Origin of the sequence: Histophilus somni 2336, assembly GCF_000019405.1 — a bacterium.
Lineage (GTDB): Bacteria > Pseudomonadota > Gammaproteobacteria > Enterobacterales > Pasteurellaceae > Histophilus > Histophilus somni.
Window position 1 is genome coordinate 983,018 of the sequence record NC_010519.1, and the last position, 17,797, is coordinate 1,000,814.

Sequence of the window (17,797 nt, forward strand, 5' to 3'; positions counted from 1 at the left end):
AATTATGGCAATCATAACAACACAAGTATTATTCTCTCTTTTTGCTCAATGTGCTGCTAATGTAGCTCCTGAGACCTTACATTTTATCCAATGATCAGGGCTATGATGGTATTTGTAACTTTATTCAACATAAAAAACAGGGGCGGATTTGTCATGGAACAAACGGCAACTAGAAATTTTCCAGTAAGATTGGAAAGCTTAAAAAACAATATTCGTAGCCGTTGCGGTTTAAATAATATTGATATAAAAGAGGCTGAAAAATTGGTTGTTCTAGTAATTGATAAATTGCTTTCAGAAAAAGTAATAAAAATTGCTGATAACAAAGTAAGCTATCCTAAGCGATAGCAAAGAGTGAATTTTTATTATTTATGCCACTTTCTTTTAAGCAGAAAGTGGCTAAAAATTTAAATACTCGGATTGAATTTTTCTATCAAAATGCGAGCTGACATTCTGTATTACATGAAGATCTACATCACAATTAAACCAAGTTTATTATTTTGTCATGTCGTTAGGAAAATGATGATGAGCGTAAACTGGCAAAAGCAATATCCGCCGCTTGTAAAGTGCGGTCAATATCTGCGTCAGTGTGTGCTAATGACATGAAACCTGCTTCAAATGCAGATGGTGCAAGATAAACACCTTGTTCTAACATTTTGTGGAAAAATAAATTAAACCTTTCAATATCACATTGAATTGCTTGTTGGTAAGAGGTAACTTCATTTTGTGTTGTAAAGAAGATGCCAAACATTCCGCCTACATAATTGACTACAAGCGGGATATTATGTTGATTTGCTAAGTTTTTTAAACCTAATGCCAATTTTTTTGTGAGCATTGCTAAACGTTGTTCGTTACCTTCTTTTTTCAATTCATTTAAGCATGCGATTCCGGCAGACATAGCAATTGGATTTCCTGATAATGTTCCTGCTTGATATACGGGACCTGTAGGTGCAATATATTGCATAATTTCTTTTTTGCCTCCGAAAGCACCAACGGGCATACCTCCTCCAATGACTTTTCCTAATGTTGTTAGATCAGGTGTCACTTCATAGTAAGATTGTGCACCGCCTAAGGCTACACGAAATCCTGTCATGACCTCATCAATAATAAATAGAGAACCATATTCATTGCAAAGTTGACGCAAGCCTTGTAAAAAATCCTGTTTCGGAAGGATGCAGTTCATGTTACCTGCAACAGGCTCAACGATAACGCAGGCGATCTGATCAGGATATTGTTCAAAAGCATTTTTGACAGATTGAAGATTATTATATTCGCAAGTGATGGTATGTTTAGCAAAGTCTTCCGGAACACCGGGAGAGCTTGGTTGTCCCAAAGTCAAAGATCCGGAGCCGGCTTTGACAAGCAAACTATCCGAGTGACCATGATAACAGCCTTCAAATTTTAAAATTTTATCTCTTTTAGTATAGCCTCTAGCCAAACGAATAGCTGACATAGTTGCCTCTGTTCCCGAATTGACCATTCTCACCATTTCAATTGATGGGACTAATTGACAAATTAGTTCCGCAAGTTCAATTTCAAGCGGTGTAGGTGTTCCAAAACTTAGCCCATTTTCTGCTATTTTTAGTACCGCACTTAAGATTGATGGGTGGTTATGACCTAAAATCATTGGTCCCCAAGAACCTACGTAGTCAATATATTGTTTTCCTTCTATATCGAAAATATACGCACCGTTGGCTTTTTCTATGAACACTGGCGTTCCGCCCACACCTTTAAATGCTCTAACTGGAGAGTTTACTCCGCCTGGAATAACTTGTTGTGCACGATAGAATAATGTCGCTGAAGTTGTCATGATAAATCCTTTAATATATTGTTAAAAACACACTTTGTATTCTACTGTAAATGAAGATAAATTTATAAAAATATTTATAATACGAGGTTTTTAGATGTTCTTTTACATTATTTATTATGCACCCAATTGCTCAACAAATTGAATTAGTTGGTAAACACATTATCGTAAGCATTATTAAGGTGCAATTCTTCCTTATTTCGTAACGAATTTTGTCATTCCGTTGGGCTAAGAGAATGAAAAAAGAACGCAGAGAATAAAATCATGAAATGTAATATCACTTCATAAATTTTATTAAAAAAACGTCAGTTTGGATAAAAAATTATCTAATAATAAAAAAAAGTAAAAAAATGCTAGACAAGTAATTGTGAAACTCTTAATATACGCCCCGCAACGACGCGATGAGCGCTCGTAGCTCAGTTGGATAGAGCGTTGGCCTCCGGAGCCAAAGGTCGCAGGTTCAAATCCTGTCGAGCGTGCCAGGCGACGTTATATCAAATGTGGTGGCTATAGCTCAGTTGGTAGAGCCCCGGATTGTGATTCCGGTTGTCGTGGGTTCAAGTCCCATTAGCCACCCCAATTAGTCGGCGAGTAGCGCAGCTTGGTAGCGCAACTGGTTTGGGACCAGTGGGTCGTAGGTTCAAATCCTATCTCGCCGACCATTTTTGTTCTTTAACAAACTATCAGACAAACTGTGTGGGCACTTGTGAGACTGTATTAATAAGAGATTAAAAGAGTAAGATAAGTGCTTAAACTAGAGAAATTCATAGAGAAAAGATGGATGAAATAGTCAGTATTTATTGAGCGAAGAGATTAAAATGAAGAGTTTGATCATGGCTCAGATTGAACGCTGGCGGCAGGCTTAACACATGCAAGTCGAACGGTAACGGGGAGGGAGAATACTTTCTCTGCTGACGAGTGGCGGACGGGTGAGTAAAGCTTGGGAATCTGGCGAATGGAGGGGGATAGCCACGGGAAACTGTGGGTAATACCGCGTAATGTCTAAGGACTAAAGGGGTGGGACTGTGAGGCCACCTGCCATTTGATGAGCCCAAGTGGGATTAGGTAGTTGGTGAGGTAAGGGCTCACCAAGCTGACGATCTCTAGCTGGTCTGAGAGGATGGCCAGCCACACTGGAACTGAGACACGGTCCAGACTCCTACGGGAGGCAGCAGTGGGGAATATTGCGCAATGGGGGGAACCCTGACGCAGCCATGCCGCGTGAATGAAGAAGGCCTTCGGGTTGTAAAGTTCTTTCGGTGATGAGGAAGGCGATTAGTTTAAGAGATTAATTGATTGACGATAATCACAGAAGAAGCACCGGCTAACTCCGTGCCAGCAGCCGCGGTAATACGGAGGGTGCGAGCGTTAATCGGAATGACTGGGCGTAAAGGGCACGCAGGTGGTGACTTAAGTGAGGTGTGAAATCCCCGGGCTTAACCTGGGAACAGCATTTCAGACTGGGTGACTAGAGTACTTTAGGGAGGGGTAGAATTCCACGTGTAGCGGTGAAATGCGTAGAGATGTGGAGGAATACCGAAGGCGAAGGCAGCCCCTTGGGAAGATACTGACGCTCGAGTGCGAAAGCGTGGGGAGCAAACAGGATTAGATACCCTGGTAGTCCACGCTGTAAACGATGTCGATTTGGGGATTGGGTGAATACTTGGTGCCCGAAGCTAACGTGATAAATCGACCGCCTGGGGAGTACGGCCGCAAGGTTAAAACTCAAATGAATTGACGGGGGCCCGCACAAGCGGTGGAGCATGTGGTTTAATTCGATGCAACGCGAAGAACCTTACCTACTCTTGACATCCTAAGAAGCCGCCAGAGATGGTGGTGTGCCTACGGGAGCTTAGAGACAGGTGCTGCATGGCTGTCGTCAGCTCGTGTTGTGAAATGTTGGGTTAAGTCCCGCAACGAGCGCAACCCTTATCCTTTGTTGCCAGCATGTTAGGGTGGGAACTCAAAGGAGACTGCCGGTGATAAACTGGAGGAAGGTGGGGATGACGTCAAGTCATCATGGCCCTTACGAGTAGGGCTACACACGTGCTACAATGGCGTATACAGAGGGAGGCGAGCCTGCGAGGGTAAGCGAAGCTCAGAAAGTACGTCTAAGTCCGGATTGGAGTCTGGAACTCGACTCCATGAAGTCGGAATCGCTAGTAATCGCGGATCAGAATGTCGCGGTGAATACGTTCCCGGGCCTTGTACACACCGCCCGTCACACCATGGGAGTGGGTTGTACCAGAAGTAGATAGCTTAACGAAAGGGGGCGTTTACCACGGTATGGTTCATGACTGGGGTGAAGTCGTAACAAGGTAACCGTAGGGGAACCTGCGGTTGGATCACCTCCTTATAAGAGAAGTAATCACGAGTGTTCACACAGATTGTCTGATAGGTAAGAGAGGGCGGGAGAGCATCGTTGAATGTTGTCCCCATCGTCTAGAGGCCTAGGACATCGCCCTTTCACGGCGGTAACCGGGGTTCGAATCCCCGTGGGGACGCCATTTAAGGATACTTTTGAAGTGTCTCTAAAGAAGTTCTTTAACAATATAGAAACAAGCTGAAAACTGAGAGATTTTCGAGAGGAAGTCTGAGTAGGGTATACTTAGTCTGAAAGGTGGCTAAGTATGCTAGAGATACGAGAAGGGATGATGAAGTTATTGATAGAGCGGAACATTCAAGATTGTATGGTTAAGTGAATAAGCGCACAAGGTGGATGCCTAGGCAATCAGAGGCGAAGAAGGACGTGCAAATCTGCGAAAAGCTTGGATGAGTTGATAAGAAGCGAATAATCCGAGATATCCGAATGGGGAAACCCGATAGGCGAAGAGTCTATCATTTCATTATGAACACATAGTAATGAAAGGCGAACCGGGAGAAGTGAAACATCTAAGTAACCCGAGGAAAAGAAATCAAAAGAGATTCTGTGAGTAGCGGCGAGCGAAAGCGGAGGAGCCGGTTAGTGATAACGTAGCTGTTAGGGGAATGGACTGGGAAGTTCAATCATAGAGGGTGATAATCCCGTACCTTAAGGCGGCGCGGTGGTACTAAGCTAACGAGAAGTAGGGCGGGACACGAGGAATCCTGTTTGAAGAAGGGGGGACCATCCTCCAAGGCTAAATACTCCTGATTGACCGATAGTGAACCAGTACTGTGAAGGAAAGGCGAAAAGAACCCCGGGAGGGGAGTGAAAGAGAACCTGAAACCTTGTGCGTACAAGCAGTGGGAGCCGAGAGGTGACTGCGTACCTTTTGTATAATGGGTCAGCGAGTTATATTTTGTAGCGAGGTTAACTGAATAAGGGAGCCGAAGGGAAACCGAGTCTTAACTGGGCGTTAAGTTGCAAGGTATAGACCCGAAACCCGGTGATCTAGCCATGTGCAGGTTGAAGGTTGGGTAACACTAACTGGAGGACCGAACCGACTAATGTTGAAAAATTAGCGGATGACGTGTGGCTGGGGGTGAAAGGCCAATCAAACCGGGAGATAGCTGGTTCTCCCCGAAATCTATTTAGGTAGAGCCTTATGTGAATACCTTTGGGGGTAGAGCACTGTTTCGGCTAGGGGTCCATCCCGGATTACCAACCCGATGCAAACTGCGAATACCGAAGAGTAATGCATAGGAGACACACGGCGGGTGCTAACGTTCGTCGTGGAGAGGGAAACAACCCAGACCGCCAGCTAAGGTCCCAAAGTTTATATTAAGTGGGAAACGAGGTGGGAAGGCATAGACAGCTAGGATGTTGGCTTAGAAGCAGCCATCATTTAAAGAAAGCGTAATAGCTCACTAGTCGAGTCGGCCTGCGCGGAAGATGTAACGGGGCTGAAATATAGCACCGAAGCTGCGGCATCAGGAGCAACATTAATGGTTTTTAGGTAACGACTCACGAAGGGAGTGAGTTGGTTGAGTAAACGAAGGTTGAGTTGGATTGAGAAGCGACAAGAATCATTAATGTTGCTCCTGTTGGGTAGGGGAGCGTTGTGTAAGCGGAAGAAGGTAAATTGAGAGGTTTGCTGGACGTATCACAAGTGCGAATGCTGACATAAGTAACGATAAAACGGGTGAAAAACCCGTTCGCCGGAAGACCAAGGGTTCCTGTCCAACGTTAATCGGGGCAGGGTGAGTCGGCCCCTAAGGCGAGGCTGAAAAGCGTAGTTGATGGGAAACGGGTTAATATTCCCGTACTTTGATAAACTGCGATGTGGGGACGGAGAAGGTTAGGTTATCGGCCTGTTGGATGGTCGTTTAAGCCTGTAGGTGGGAAGATTAGGCAAATCCGGTCTTCTATTAAACGCTGAGGGGTGAAGAGGAGTTTCTAAGGAGACGAAGTAACTGATACCACGCTTCCAGGAAAAGCCACTAAGCGAAAGGTTTATTGGAACCGTACTGAAAACCGACACAGGTGGTCAGGTAGAGAATACTCAGGCGCTTGAGAGAACTCGGGTGAAGGAACTAGGCAAAATGGCACCGTAACTTCGGGAGAAGGTGCGCTTACGGTAATTGTAGCTCTTTACGGGTGAAGGTGAAGTAAGTCGAAGATACCAGCTGGCTGCAACTGTTTATTAAAAACACAGCACTCTGCGAACACGAAAGTGGAAGTATAGGGTGTGATGCCTGCCCGGTGCTGGAAGGTTAATTGATGTTGTAATCGAAAGAGAAGCAGCTGATCGAAGCCCCAGTAAACGGCGGCCGTAACTATAACGGTCCTAAGGTAGCGAAATTCCTTGTCGGGTAAGTTCCGACCTGCACGAATGGCATAATGATGGCCAGGCTGTCTCCACCCGAGGCTCAGTGAAATTGAAATCGCCGTGAAGATGCGGTGTACCCGCGGCTAGACGGAAAGACCCCGTGAACCTTTACTATAGCTTGACACTGAACATTGAATATTGATGTGTAGGATAGGTGGGAGACGAAGAAGTGTGAACGCCAGTTTGCATGGAGTCGGTGTTGAAATACCACCCTTTAATGTTTGATGTTCTAACGAAGTACCTGAGACGGGTACTCGGACAGTGTCTGGTGGGTAGTTTGACTGGGGCGGTCTCCTCCCAAAGAGTAACGGAGGAGCACGAAGGTTTGCTAATGACGGTCGGACATCGTCAGGTTAGTGCAATGGTATAAGCGAGCTTAACTGCGAGACGGACAAGTCGAGCAGGTGCGAAAGCAGGTCATAGTGATCCGGTGGTTCTGAATGGAAGGGCCATCGCTCAACGGATAAAAGGTACTCCGGGGATAACAGGCTGATACCGCCCAAGAGTTCATATCGACGGCGGTGTTTGGCACCTCGATGTCGGCTCATCACATCCTGGGGCTGAAGTAGGTCCCAAGGGTATGGCTGTTCGCCATTTAAAGTGGTACGCGAGCTGGGTTTAGAACGTCGTGAGACAGTTCGGTCCCTATCTGCCGTGGGCGTTGGAGAATTGAGGGGGGCTGCTCCTAGTACGAGAGGACCGGAGTGGACGCATCACTGGTGTACCAGTTGTTTCGCCAGAAGCATTGCTGGGTAGCTAAATGCGGGAGAGATAAGTGCTGAAAGCATCTAAGCACGAAACTTGCCTTAAGATGAGTTCTCCCTAATGAAGAGTTAGTAAGGGATGTTTGAGACTAAGACGTAGATAGGTGGGGTGTGTAAGTGTAGTGATATATTGAGCTAACCCATACTAATTTCCCGAGGGGCTTAACCATACAATCTTGAGTGTTTTGCATAGAGGAAGAAGCGGGACAGGATAGAGAGAGGAAGACTTGAAGTAGAGGCTTGTTTTTTTATTGAAGAAGAGATAGAGACGGGATATAAGAGAGAGGAATTTAACTTGGCGGCGATAGTGCGGTGGGACCACCTGACACCATGCCGAACTCAGAAGTGAAACGCTGTAACGCCGATGGTAGTGTGGGGATTCCCCATGTGAGAGTAGGGCACCGCCAAGTTTTTTATGAGTTTATTTTGTTAGTTTATTTATATTAGTAAGCTAACAAAACAAGTTTTTTTGCGACTATAGCTCAGTTGGTTAGAGCACCACCTTGACATGGTGGGGGTCACTGGTTCGAGTCCAGCTAGTCGCACCAAATGAATAAATCAATGTAACGCATAGTAACGCATTTCAACCCAAAAGCCTTGTATAACAAGGCTTTTTTGCTATCCGATTAACGCTAGTTGCGTCAGGATAAATCACATTGACCTTGAATAATAGCACCCATTTTAGTACCCACGCATTATAATTAGTTTGATTATTGAGTACTAAAATTATACAACCTCTTACAAATACACAAGTAGAAAAGGCAAAGTATATAACAGGAAACAGGGCAGAACTAAACGACTGTGAAGGCTTATTTTTACAGCTATACCCATCCGTCTCAAAAATTTGGCGATTTCGCTATAATCACCCTGTAACACAAAAAAGAACAAAGCTAACCATAGGTAACTACCCTGATTTTTCTATTGCTCAAGCAAGAGCAAAAAGAGAAGAGTTTAAAGCATTATTAGCATAATACATAGATCCACAGGCATATAACGAGCAACATAGAACAGAGCAAGAACAGAGCAAAAAAAGGACGCTTTTAGCAATTGCCGAGTAATGGAAAGATAAAAGCGTGAAAGAGATAGAACCTCTAACAATGGCTAAAAATTGGGAGCGATTAAATAATCATTGGGGCTGTATTAGATCAGCCCTAAATTCCACACCATTTTCGCAATGTTTTTAACTGCTCTTTTGGTGTTCCAAAGTTAAACCGAAATTCACATTCCTTCAAGAACAAAGGAAAGTTTTTTCGGTCAATTCCATTATATTTTCGGAGTATCCGTTTGGCTTGACTCCAAAAGTTTTCTATACCGTTGATGTGATTTTCTTTCACTGCAAACAACTCCGAATGATTGATGCGTTCGTGGTGAAATTGGCTCACATCAAGAGCATCATAGCTACGATATGTATCGGTATAAACCCAACTGTCAGGCTTGATTTTCCTTGTGATTACAGGCATTATCGTTTCGGTTTTGGTATTTTCTACCACCACCGTAAATACCTTTCCCTGTCGTTTTAACAAGCCAAAAACAGCCACTTTACCGGTTGCTCCACGCCCTCGTTTTCCTTTACGATGACCACCAAAATAGCTTTCATCAAGCTCAATCTGTCCATCAAAAACATCATCGGCTTCAAGGGCTAAATGATAGCTGATGACTTCACGAATTTTACGATAAAACAAGGCACTTGAATTTGGATTGATACCTAAAATATTAGCTGCTGATCGAGCTGTCACTTCTAACACAAAAAACTCAAGGAGCTTTTTCTGTATAGATTTCTTTAATTTACAATGAGTTATTTTCATTTTTATAGACTAGCATACTTACTAATCTAATACAGCCCCTAATCATTTATTTCCTCATTTGGGGGCTTACTCAATAGAGAATATTACCCCCCCTTTTTTTTTTACTAATTAATGCTGTCAAGCCTCTTTACGAGCAAGGTAAAAATGGCACTATGCACCGCATTATAAATTTAGTTAATCAAGTATTAAATTACGCTGTTAATTTGGGTGTTTTATCATTTAATCCTTGCCTACAAGCTAGCAAAGCATATCACAAAGAACTACCAAAAAAATCACCCTGCTATTCATTATTCTGAACTTCCCCTATTATTGGCTGATTTTGAACAATCTAACAGAGAGCTATTAACTAAATTTTTATTTAGGTGGTAATTGTTATCAATGGTACGCCCTGCTGCCGAAGCTGTTTCAGTGGAATGGAGTGAAATTGATTTAAATAAAAAATTTGGTTTATTATTTCTAAAGAAAAAATGAAGAAGGTTAGAACGGGGAGATTTTCGCATTCTGTACCCTTATCAAGACAAATGATAAAATATTTTAGAGCAATTGAAACCAATAACGGGACATCATAAATATGTATTTCCATCATTCACAAAACCTAATCAAACAATGAGTAAAGACACAATTGCTAATGCGTTGCGTGAAATAGGCTATCAAGGTAAACAAGACGCCCACGGATTAAGGACGATTGCAAGAACTTATTTAGAAGACAATATGATTGATTTTAGACTTGCTGAAAGTTGTTTAGCTCACAAGATAGGGGATAAGGTTAGTCAGGTCTATAACCGTGCTGACTACATCGAACAGCGTCGCCCAATTATGCAACTTTGGGGGTATGTGCACCAGAATTTTTTAATCAATCAAATTGACAGTAAAACCTAGAAAAATCAATGTTTCTAGGTTTTTTATTTATCAATATCATATGAATATCGATTCATTCTACTTATTTTGGCAATACTAACGAGGATGATATAGTAGTTGTGGTCAGTCCTCTGAGTAAAGCTGAGTAAAGGCAAAATATGAATTATTTTCATAGTCTTGGCAAAAAATCTCATTTTTCTTAAAAAATTTTTATGGTTTAATACACCATTATTCTAAAAATGAGAAAAATTAATATGATGACAACATTTGAATGCCGTGTACATACGCTTGAATTTGATGAAAATTACCAACCAGAAATGCAGAGTACCCGTTTAACGACCAACTTTGCTAACCTTGCGCGTGGCGAAAACCGCAAAGAAAATTTGCAAAATGTCATTGCAATGATTGATAAGCGTTTTAACGATTTGGCAAACTGGGATAATCCAACTAATGATCGTTATTCTGTGAAGTTAGAGATCGTGTCAATAGATATTGATATGGAGGGAAAAGGTAATTTTTTTCCAGCACTTGAATGGCTGAAAACCTATGTCATCGACCATAAAACTGGCAAAAAAATTGATGGTATCGTAGGCAACAATTTTTCGTCTTTCGTGCGTGACTATGATTTCAGCGTTTTGTTGTTAGAGCATAACAGAAACAAGGAAGAATTTACTGTACCGAAAGGCTATGGTGAATTGCATGGCAAGCTATTCAAACATCTGTTAACTTCCTCTGCATATAAAGAAAAATATAGTAAGCCTCCGGTGATTTGTTTAAGTGTTGCAACTACTCGTACTTACCGCAGAACCACAAATGTTCATCCGATTTTAGGGGTGGAATATCATCAAGATAATTATTCTTTAACTGATGAGTATTTTGCGAAAATGGGGTTATCTGTGCGTTATTTTATGCCACCAAAATCTGTTGCACCTTATGCGTTTTATTTTGATAGTAATTCAGATTTGTTGAATGATTACACCAATCTTGAATTGATTAGTACAATTGCTACAATGGAAGCTTTCCAGAAAATCTACCGTCCAGAAATTTACAATGCTAATTCTGTGGCTGGTCAAGTGTATAAAGGTAGCTTGACTTATCAAGATTACTCTGTGACCAAAGTAGAATATGATCGTGTTGAGCGTACACAGCTTGCAATCAAACAAGGTAAATATACTGAAGCACATTTTATTAAGCCATATAAAGCAATTTTAGATGCCTGGATGGCTGAAAAATAAATCAAGACAGTATTTTTATTTGATACATTCGTAGGGTGGGTTAAATTCCGCCCCTACACATTTATTTAGGAAAACCAAAATGAGCAAAATTCTTCTCCCAACCTCTACAGCCGGTAGTCTTCCAAAACCGGTGTGGCTTGCTGAACCTGAAAAACTTTGGTCTGAATGGAAATATCAGGGCGATGAACTTTTTCAAGCTAAAAGAGATGCACTATTAGTTTCCCTTGCTGAACAAGTTGCAGCAGGGATTGATATTATCAGCGATGGTGAACAAACTCGTCAGCACTTTGTGACTACATTTATTGAGCATTTAGAGGGCGTAGATTTCAATAAGCGTAAAACAGTGCGTATCCGTAACCGCTATGATGCAAACGTACCAAGCGTAATTGGTGAAGTTTCTCGTCCAAGCTCCGTATTTGTAGACGATGCAAAATTCTTACGCAAGCATACTGATAAGCCGATTAAATGGGCATTACCCGGTCCAATGACAATGATAGATACATTATATGATGCACATTACAAAAGTCGTGAAAAGTTAGCATGGGAATTTGCCAAAATTTTAAATGAAGAAGCGAAAGAGCTGGAAGCAGCAGGTGTAGACATTATTCAGTTTGACGAACCCGCGTTCAATGTATTCTTTGACGAATTGAATGATTGGGGCGTGGCAGCATTGGAACGTGCAGCGGAAGGATTAAAATGTGAAACTGCGGTGCATATTTGTTACGGTTATGGAATTAAAGCAAATACTGATTGGAAACAGACTCTCGGCAGTGAATGGCGACAATATGAAGAAAGCTTCCCGAAATTGCAACAATCGAAAATTGACATTATTTCTTTAGAGTGCCAAAATTCTTGTGTACCTATGGAACTGATTGAGCTGGTGAGAGGTAAAAAAGTGATGCTTGGTGCGATTGATGTAGCAACCAATATCATAGAAACACCTGAACAAGTAGCGGATATTTTGCGTAAAGCACTACAATTTGTAGACGCAAAAAATCTTTATCCTTGTACTAACTGCGGTATGGCACCGCTCTCACGTCAAGTTGCAAACAGCAAGCTCAATGCGTTAAGTCAAGGTGCGGCAATTATTCGAGCAGAATTAGCAGGTTAATCTGATATGGTAGAAGTCTCTCAATTTAAAGATGCAATGGCACAACTTGCCTCAGCAGTTCATATTGTGACCACAAGTGGTGAAACAGGGCAGCATGGCTTTACAGCATCAGCCGTTTGTAGCGTGACCGATTCACCGCCAACATTGCTTGTGTGTGTCAATAGCAATGCACGTGCCTATGAGCATTTTATAAAAAATAGGGTGCTAATGGTGAATACTTTGACTGCCGAACAATCTTCTTTATCAAATGTATTCGCCTCACCCTTAAGTCAAGAAGAGCGATTTGCTAATGCTTATTGGACAACATTGGCTACAGGCTCGCCGATGTTACAGGATGCACTGATTAATTTTGATTGCGAAATTACAGATATTAAGCAAGTCGGTACTCACAGTATTTTGATTTGTGAAATTGTAGCTATTAAACAAGGTGATAAGAAAGAAGCGTTGGTATATCACAATCGTTCTTACCGCATTCTTAAATGAAATTTGTAAATAAATCGTAAGTCTTATACCGTAACTTATAAGTCGATAAGTTACGGTGTTAATTTGAAAAAATCGCTATGATTTTATTAACTTTCTTAGAAAATATTTGAAACGATTGTATGTACGTCTATAAAGTAATTGTTCTCTTTTTTGATGTTTAACCAATAGTTGACTGTTATGTAGTTCTTTTTCTAATAGAGCTAGTGAGAAGAGTTGGTAACTTTGTTCTAAATATTGCATTGCTTCCAATTTATATTGCCTTCTTCTATTTAACTTGAAATCAGACAATGTAGTATTCGGCATTTGAGTATAAGATAATATTTTATGTAAAGGGATGAGTTCTAAATTGAATAAAAATGAGATAGTTTTTGGCAAATAAACAGAATGTTTATTTTGTTGTAACTCATAGTTACCAATCCCAAAATCTGCTTTCATAAATTTTAAGTGGTAATAGGCGAAAATATTTTTTCTAATATTTCTTTGACTAATGTCTAAAAATTCTGTTTCCTTGTTTTTTTTAAAGATGCTATCTTCATCTACTCTAAATAAACATAGATCACCATATAATCCACAATAAGGTGAGCTGTAAGAAATATAAAGTTCACCACAATGATCAATAATATTAATTCCTGAAACAGGTAATACATCATTGGGATAATTTTCTTTTAAGTCTAGGTAAGTCTGTTTTAGCAACGGTATTTTTTCTGCACAAAGAATTAAATCTCCGTCTATTTTTATAGCCCATTTCTTCGTAGTTTGACTTAATGAAAAGTTATAGTAATTAATCAGACTATGAGGATTATCAGGTTCTAAATTTTTATAGTTATCACTACCTTGAGGATAAACAACAGGTAAATAGTGAAAAGTTTTTATTTTATTAGGATAAAGTTTTGCGTATTGTTCAGCAATTTCACCCGTATTGTCTTGGCAATTATTATAGACAATCACCAATTCATCTAATAAAGGAAGCCAGCTTTCAATAGATTGAGCAAGAAACTCTCCTTCATTACGTAATCGCATAAAACCGCTTAAGCCTTCAGAACGAGTGTTGGCTTGAAAACGTGAAAAATCAATGGTAGGATTTTTGACTGACTGACTGACTGACTGACTGACTGACTGACTGACTGACTGACTGACTGACTGACTGACTGACTGACTGACTGACTGACTGACTGACTGACTGACTGACTGACTGACTGATTTAGCATATTGTTATTTCCGGTCTTTTTAGAGAGAAAAATGGTGGATAATTTCCACCATTTTTCAATATTATTCACTTCTAGTGACTTTAATCGCCAACTCTTCCAAAGCTTTTTCATTAGCAAGACTCGGTGCGTCAGTCATTAAACAAGCTGCGGCTGTTGTTTTCGGGAATGCGATAACATCACGAATATTATCTGTTCCGGTTAACAACATCGTTAAACGATCTAAGCCGAATGCTAAACCTGCATGTGGAGGCGTGCCGAATTTTAAGGCATCAAGCAAGAATCCAAATTTCTCACGCTGTTGATCTTCATCAATGCCTAAAATATGAAATACAGTTTGTTGCATTTTTGGATCGAAAATACGCACTGAGCCACCACCTACTTCATAACCATTAATGACCATATCATAGGCGTTTGCCACCGCACTTGTCGGATTTGCTTCTAATTGCTCCGGTGTGAAATCTTTTGGACTAGTGAACGGATGGTGCATTGCAGCTAAATTACCTTCTTCATCACGTTCAAACATTGGGAAATCAATAACCCAAAGAGGTTTCCACTCATCTAAGTGAGTTAAACCTAAATCACGACCTAGTTTCAATCGTAACGCTCCCATTGCGTCAGTAGCGGTTTGCCATTTGTCCGCTCCAAAGAACAAAATATCATCGCTCTGGGCAGAAGTGCGGTCAAAAATTGCTTTGATTTTTTCTGTCGTTAAGAATTTTGCAATTGGACTTTGTACGCCTTCTAATCCAGCGTTGATGTCATTAATTTTTACCCAAGCTAACCCTTTCGCACCGTAAATACCGACAAATTGAGTATATTCGTCAATTTGTTTTCGAGTGATATTTATACCGTTTGGTACACGGATGACAGCCACACGACCGTTCGAGCTATTTGCAGGGTCGCTGAAAACGTTGAAATCTATATCTTTCACAATATCAGCTACATCGACTATTTCTAATGGATTACGTAAATCCGGTTTATCTGAACCAAAGCGTTCCATTGCCTCTTGCCAAGTCATTGTCGGAAATTTGCCTAAATCAACGCCTATGGTATTTAGCCATAAACCATGCACCATTTTTTCCATAATTTCACGTACTTCCGGTGCAGTCATAAAGGAAGTTTCCACATCAATTTGAGTAAATTCCGGCTGACGATCTGCACGCAAATCTTCATCACGGAAACACTTCACAATTTGGTAATAGCGATCAAAACCGGACATCATCAATAGTTGCTTAAACAACTGTGGTGATTGCGGCAAAGCATAAAACTTGCCTTTATGTACTCGACTTGGAACTAAATAGTCTCGTGCACCTTCAGGCGTAGCCTTGGTAAGCATTGGGGTTTCAATGTCTAAAAAACCGTTTTCATCCATATAACGACGTACAAAAGCGGTAATTTTGGCACGGGTTTTTAAATGTTGAGCCATTTCAGGACGACGCAAATCAAGATAACGATATTTTAAACGCTGTTCTTCTGTATTATTCTGATTAAAATCTAAAGGAAGTACATCCGAAACGTTATAAACAGACAATGCTTTAGCTACAACTTCCACCTCGCCCGTCGCCATATTTTTATTAATTTGATTATCTGGACGAGCAATAACCTCACCTTCGATTTTAATACAAAATTCATTACGCAATGCACTGGCTTCCGTCAATGCTTCTTGATATTTCGGATCAAAACAAACTTGTACAATACCTTCACGATCACGCATATCAATAAAAATTAAACCGCCTAGATCACGACGTTTATGAACCCATCCGCTTAATATTACTTGTTGTCCAATATGGCTACGGTTCAATGCACCGCAATAATGAGAACGCATCATAATGACTTCCTTTATATCTGAAACTACTGAAATTAGTCGACGAATTATAGCTGAAATCTCGCTTATATTGAAAGAGCGGACGGAATTTATTTGAGTGAGACTTAAACTTCTTCTAAAATGACCGCACTTTTTTACACTTTTTTAGATGAACCATAAAATAATGAATAAAGATTGTATTTTTGCTGCACCCATTGAAAAACTGGGAGATTTTACTTTTGATGAAAATGTCGCTGAAGTATTCCCTGATATGATACAGCGTTCTGTCCCCGGATATTCCAATATCATTACTGCCATAGGCATGTTTGCCGAACGGTTTGTGACGGCTAACTCGCTAGTGTATGATCTGGGGTGTTCTCGTGGTGCAGCCACGTTATCTGCTCGTCGCCATATCACTCAGCCTAATGTAAAAATTATCGGCGTGGATAATTCATTACCGATGGTTGAACGTTGTCGTCAACATATTAACGCTTATCAGAGTGATATTCCCGTTGAAATTTTGTGTGATGATATTCGTAATATTAAAATTGAAAATGCATCAATGGTTATTTTAAATTTCACATTACAATTTGTACCGCAACAAGATCGTCAATTGTTACTGGAAAAAATATATCAGGGACTTAATCCTAACGGAGGATTGGTTTTATCGGAAAAATTTCGTTTTGAAAATAAAAAAATGGACGACTTGCTTATTGATTTACACCATCAATTCAAGCGAGCCAATGGTTACAGTGAATTAGAAGTAAGTCAAAAACGCACCGCACTTGAGAATGTGATGAGAACGGATAGTATAGAAACACATAAAGAACGCTTAAAGTCAGCAGGTTTCTCCCAAATAGAACTTTGGTTTCAATGTTTTAATTTTGGCTCTATGGTGGCGATAAAATAACAAAAAAACAGCCTCTGAAGTAAGAGGCTGACTAAGTTTAACTATGACTTTCATAAGCGAGTAGCGTATTAAACATAAGCATCGCAACAGTCATCGGACCAACACCTCCCGGAACTGGAGTAATGAAACTCGCCTTTTTGCTCGCTTCATCATATTGCACGTCACCGACTAACTTGCCATCAACTCGGTTAATTCCAACATCAATAACAATTGCACCTTCTTTAATCCATTCCCCAGGGATAATGTGTGGCTTACCTACTGCAACAACTAGAATATCCGCTTGGTGCACATGACTTTTCAAATCTTTAGTAAAACGATGAGTAACTGTAACTGTACAGCCGGCTAACAGTAATTCCAGTGCCATAGGGCGACCAACAATATTTGATGCTCCTATAATAACAGCATGTTGTCCGTACAGATCAACGCCTGTGGTTTCCAGTAATTTCATTATGCCCAAAGGCGTACAAGCACGTAAGGTTGGAATACGCTGACAAAGACGCCCAACATTATACGGATGAAAACCATCGACATCTTTTGTTGGGGAAATATGTTCAATCACTTTAGTAGAATTAATTTTCTCTGGTAATGGCAATTGCACCAAAATACCATCAATTTGCGGATCTTGATTGAGTTGTTCGATGAGAGTTAATAATTCTTGTTCGGTTGTTTCTGCCGGTAAATCATAAGATTTTGAATAGATACCGAGTTCCTCACAACTTCTACGTTTACTTCCCACATAAACCTGAGAGGCAGGATCAGCACCAACTAAAATAACAGCTAGTCCTGGTGCTCTTTTCCCTTGTTGAAGATAATGCTGAATTTTTTCAGCAACATTAAATTTAATGTTTTTAGAGAGTTCAGTACCTGAAATAATTTGTGCGGGCATTAATTCTTTCCTTCAAATTTGATCTCAAATGAGCAACATAACAATCATTTAAATTATTGAACATGAAAAACGCTGCTATTGTGTCAAAAAAAAGCGAGAAATGTAAGTCAATTTGAGAGAAATTTCATCAATCAAATAAAAAAGTGAAAAAGTAATTGACTGTTTATGAAAGAAAATT

General features: G+C 40.5%; 12 protein-coding genes, 5 tRNA genes, 3 rRNA genes and 1 pseudogene. 15 read left to right on the plus strand and 6 right to left on the minus strand.

Going from position 1 to position 17,797, the window contains the following annotated elements:
- Positions 1-102: 102 nt before the first annotated feature.
- Complete coding sequence (locus HSM_RS04340) at positions 103-345, plus strand: hypothetical protein (RefSeq protein ID WP_143432684.1); 243 nt, start codon at positions 103-105, stop codon at positions 343-345.
- 163 nt (positions 346-508) lie between these two features.
- Here HSM_RS04340 and hemL read toward each other — a convergent pair whose 3' ends face one another.
- Entirely contained in the window at positions 509-1,807 is a 1,299-nt protein-coding gene (hemL, locus tag HSM_RS04345; RefSeq protein WP_012341659.1) for a glutamate-1-semialdehyde 2,1-aminomutase, read from the minus strand.
- A 402-nt stretch (positions 1,808-2,209) separates the two neighbouring features.
- On the opposite strand from hemL, the gene HSM_RS04350 reads away from it, so the two are divergent.
- The 9 genes from HSM_RS04350 (at position 2,210) to HSM_RS10565 (ending at position 8,290) form a co-directional block, all read left to right on the plus strand.
- Positions 2,210-2,286, plus strand: a tRNA-Arg gene (locus HSM_RS04350).
- Between the two features lie 21 nt (positions 2,287-2,307).
- Positions 2,308-2,383 (plus strand) — tRNA-His (locus tag HSM_RS04355).
- A 6-nt stretch (positions 2,384-2,389) separates the two neighbouring features.
- Positions 2,390-2,466 (plus strand) — tRNA-Pro (locus HSM_RS04360).
- Positions 2,467-2,619: 153 nt separating this feature from the next.
- Positions 2,620-4,160, plus strand: a 16S ribosomal RNA gene (locus HSM_RS04365).
- A 75-nt stretch (positions 4,161-4,235) separates the two neighbouring features.
- Positions 4,236-4,311, plus strand: a tRNA-Glu gene (locus HSM_RS04370).
- Between the two features lie 185 nt (positions 4,312-4,496).
- Positions 4,497-7,489 (plus strand): 23S ribosomal RNA (locus HSM_RS04375).
- A gap of 124 nt (positions 7,490-7,613) precedes the next feature.
- Positions 7,614-7,729: ribosomal RNA gene (rrf, locus tag HSM_RS04380) — 5S ribosomal RNA — on the plus strand.
- Together the 16S, 23S and 5S rRNA genes with 5 tRNA genes alongside form the textbook arrangement of a ribosomal RNA operon.
- Before the next feature lie 61 nt (positions 7,730-7,790).
- Positions 7,791-7,867 (plus strand) — tRNA-Val (locus tag HSM_RS04385).
- Between the two features lie 165 nt (positions 7,868-8,032).
- A complete protein-coding gene (locus HSM_RS10565) occupies positions 8,033-8,290 on the plus strand; it encodes an Arm DNA-binding domain-containing protein (protein ID WP_075482039.1) in 258 nt (85 codons plus the stop codon).
- Positions 8,291-8,470: 180 nt separating this feature from the next.
- Here the strand turns inward: HSM_RS10565 and HSM_RS04390 are convergent, their stop codons facing one another.
- Positions 8,471-9,124 (minus strand): IS1595-like element IS1016C2 family transposase, encoded by a 654-nt coding sequence (locus HSM_RS04390; RefSeq protein ID WP_011608478.1) that lies wholly within the window; start codon positions 9,122-9,124, stop codon positions 8,471-8,473.
- 40 nt (positions 9,125-9,164) lie between these two features.
- Between HSM_RS04390 and HSM_RS11150 the strand changes: the two are divergent.
- The 4 genes and pseudogenes from HSM_RS11150 to HSM_RS04410 all read left to right on the plus strand — a co-directional run.
- Positions 9,165-10,003: pseudogene (locus HSM_RS11150) on the plus strand (tyrosine-type recombinase/integrase); the annotation flags it as partial.
- A gap of 233 nt (positions 10,004-10,236) precedes the next feature.
- On the plus strand, positions 10,237-11,217 hold the full coding sequence (locus HSM_RS04400; RefSeq protein ID WP_041605045.1) for a putative oxygenase MesX: 981 nt from the start codon (positions 10,237-10,239) through the stop codon (positions 11,215-11,217).
- 79 nt (positions 11,218-11,296) lie between these two features.
- Entirely contained in the window at positions 11,297-12,328 is a 1,032-nt protein-coding gene (locus tag HSM_RS04405) for a methionine synthase (protein WP_012341662.1), read from the plus strand.
- 6 nt (positions 12,329-12,334) lie between these two features.
- Positions 12,335-12,811 (plus strand): flavin reductase, encoded by a 477-nt coding sequence (locus HSM_RS04410; RefSeq protein ID WP_012341663.1) that lies wholly within the window; start codon positions 12,335-12,337, stop codon positions 12,809-12,811.
- A gap of 75 nt (positions 12,812-12,886) precedes the next feature.
- Here the strand turns inward: HSM_RS04410 and HSM_RS04415 are convergent, their stop codons facing one another.
- Genes HSM_RS04415 through aspS form a run of 3 tightly spaced genes read right to left on the minus strand, consistent with a single transcriptional unit; the run spans position 12,887 to position 15,847 of the window.
- Positions 12,887-13,831, minus strand: coding sequence for a hypothetical protein (locus HSM_RS04415; RefSeq protein WP_012341664.1), 945 nt, complete (start codon positions 13,829-13,831; stop codon positions 12,887-12,889).
- Positions 13,832-13,839: 8 nt separating this feature from the next.
- Complete coding sequence (locus tag HSM_RS10570) at positions 13,840-14,088, minus strand: hypothetical protein (RefSeq protein ID WP_157857764.1); 249 nt, start codon at positions 14,086-14,088, stop codon at positions 13,840-13,842.
- Positions 14,081-15,847 carry an aspartate--tRNA ligase gene (gene aspS / locus HSM_RS04420; protein WP_012341665.1) on the minus strand — a complete coding sequence of 589 codons (1,767 nt, stop codon included), beginning with the start codon at positions 15,845-15,847 and terminating at the stop codon, positions 14,081-14,083. Before aspS ends, HSM_RS10570 begins: the two co-directional genes overlap by 8 nt.
- A 160-nt stretch (positions 15,848-16,007) precedes the next feature.
- Between aspS and cmoA the strand changes: the two genes are divergently transcribed.
- Complete coding sequence (cmoA, locus tag HSM_RS04425; protein ID WP_041605047.1) at positions 16,008-16,733, plus strand: carboxy-S-adenosyl-L-methionine synthase CmoA; 726 nt, start codon at positions 16,008-16,010, stop codon at positions 16,731-16,733.
- Between the two features lie 37 nt (positions 16,734-16,770).
- Here the strand turns inward: cmoA and folD are convergent, their stop codons facing one another.
- Complete coding sequence (gene folD / locus HSM_RS04430) at positions 16,771-17,619, minus strand: bifunctional methylenetetrahydrofolate dehydrogenase/methenyltetrahydrofolate cyclohydrolase FolD (protein WP_012341667.1); 849 nt, start codon at positions 17,617-17,619, stop codon at positions 16,771-16,773.
- Between the last annotated feature and the right edge of the window lie 178 nt (positions 17,620-17,797).